Genomic DNA, 1,583 nt, shown 5'->3' with positions numbered 1-1,583 from the left:
TGTCTTTTACCCACATTTATTAACATGTCTGAAGCAACGTTTGACGGCATGGGCCATGAGGAAGGATGGACCGTCCTGACAAAGAAATTGCCGCCCTGCGCCAGAGAGCTCAAGGGTTGCCCCGCCAGCATCGCGAAGCCTGGGCCCGCGAGCAGCTTGCCCAGGTGGATTGTGGTGATCTCAGGCGGGATCAACGCCTCTGTTCCCTGTTGGGGGCCATGATCCGCCAGCCAGGACAAAGTTTGCCCCAGCAATGTGAGAGCAGCGCCCCCTTGAAGGCGACTTACAGGCTGTTACAGGGAGCGCACGTGCAACCTCATTCCATCGTCCAGAGTGCCGCCCAGGCCACCACCGAACGTTTGCGTCGCCACCACTGCCCTGGAGTGGTTCTGGCGGTTCAAGACACGACGACGACCAACTTCACCACCCACGAGGCGATGGAAGGCAGAGGGCCGATTGGCAACAGCGACAAGTTCCGCGGCTTTCATGTCCACACCACCCTGTTGCTGGGGGAGCACGAAGGGGTGCATGGCTTGCAGGGGTGCGAAATCTACGCCCGCGATGGTGAGGCCCAAAAGGCACGCAAGCCCGGCGAACGCAACCGCCAGAGCAGCCAGCAAAAGGAAAGCCACCGGTGGGTGCGCAGCGTGCAGGACAGTGCGCAGCTCTGTGAAGAGCTGCCCCAGGTGGAGGCCGTGATCAACATCGCCGATCGTGAGGCCGACATGTATGAACTGCTCGTGGAGGCCCAGCGGCTCCATGAGCAACATCAGGGGCGCTTTCATCTGCTGGTGCGGGCTCAACATGACCGGCAGTTGCAGCAGGACGCCTCTGAGTCATCCGATCCGGTGGTGCGACTGTGGGAGCATCTGGAGTCGCAACCCGCGCAGGTCTGCTGGCAGATCTCGATGCCCGCCCCCAAAGGAATCCATGGGACCCAGAAGAGGCAGGTGGAGGCGTTGTGGATCCCGGTGAGCCTGGAGGTGCCGGCGCATCAGCGCAAATACAAGGGGCACGAGCAGCCGGTGAGGGTGAACATCATCATGGTGAGGGAGCCGCGGCCCCCGGAGGGGCAGCCCGCGCTGGAATGGGTGTTGTTGACGACCTGGCCGATAAGTGATGTCATCGAACTTCAGCGCGTGGTGGGCTGGTATGCGAGGCGGTGGCAGATCGAAGTGATGCACCGGGTGCTCAAGAGCGGGTGCAAGGTGGAGAGCCGCCGGATGCAGCAGGCGAGGTCGGCGCAGGTGATGATCGTATTGGATCTGCTGGTGGCAGTGCGGCTGATGAGCCTGGTGAGCGCGGCGCGCCAGGAGCCTGAAGGGCCAGCCGGGAAATGGTTGAGCGAACTGGAGCAGGAGGTATTGCGAGCCCACTTTGAAAGCGTCAAGACTGGGACCGCCGGCCGGCCCCTGAGCCTGGGGCAGGCGATGAGGTGGATCGGGCAACTGGCAGGACACCGTGGAGCACCCAGCAGTCCGCCGCCCGGAGCTGAGGCGCTATGGCGGGGCCTGACGCGCCTGCACGACATGACCGAGGGCTGGCGAATGGCGCAAGCATCGAAAAATGTGGGCAAAAGCTAG

The 1,583-nt window shown here is 62.9% G+C and carries 1 protein-coding gene; it reads left to right on the top strand.

The features are described 5' to 3' along the window. Window positions 1-65: 65 nt before the first annotated feature. Window positions 66-1,583 (top strand): IS4 family transposase, encoded by a 1,518-nt coding sequence (locus BV106_RS34750; protein WP_038172875.1) that lies wholly within the window; start codon window positions 66-68, stop codon window positions 1,581-1,583.

This window comes from Verrucomicrobium sp. BvORR106, from assembly GCF_000739655.1.
Lineage (GTDB): Bacteria > Verrucomicrobiota > Verrucomicrobiia > Verrucomicrobiales > Verrucomicrobiaceae > Verrucomicrobium.
This window is presented reverse-complemented; position numbering and strand designations above follow the sequence as displayed.

Excerpts from the sequence above, each read along its gene's own strand:
- BV106_RS34750 (WP_038172875.1), top strand. The coding sequence starts at position 66 with ATGGACCGTCCTGACAAAGAAATTGCCGCCCTGCGCCAGAGAGCTCAA.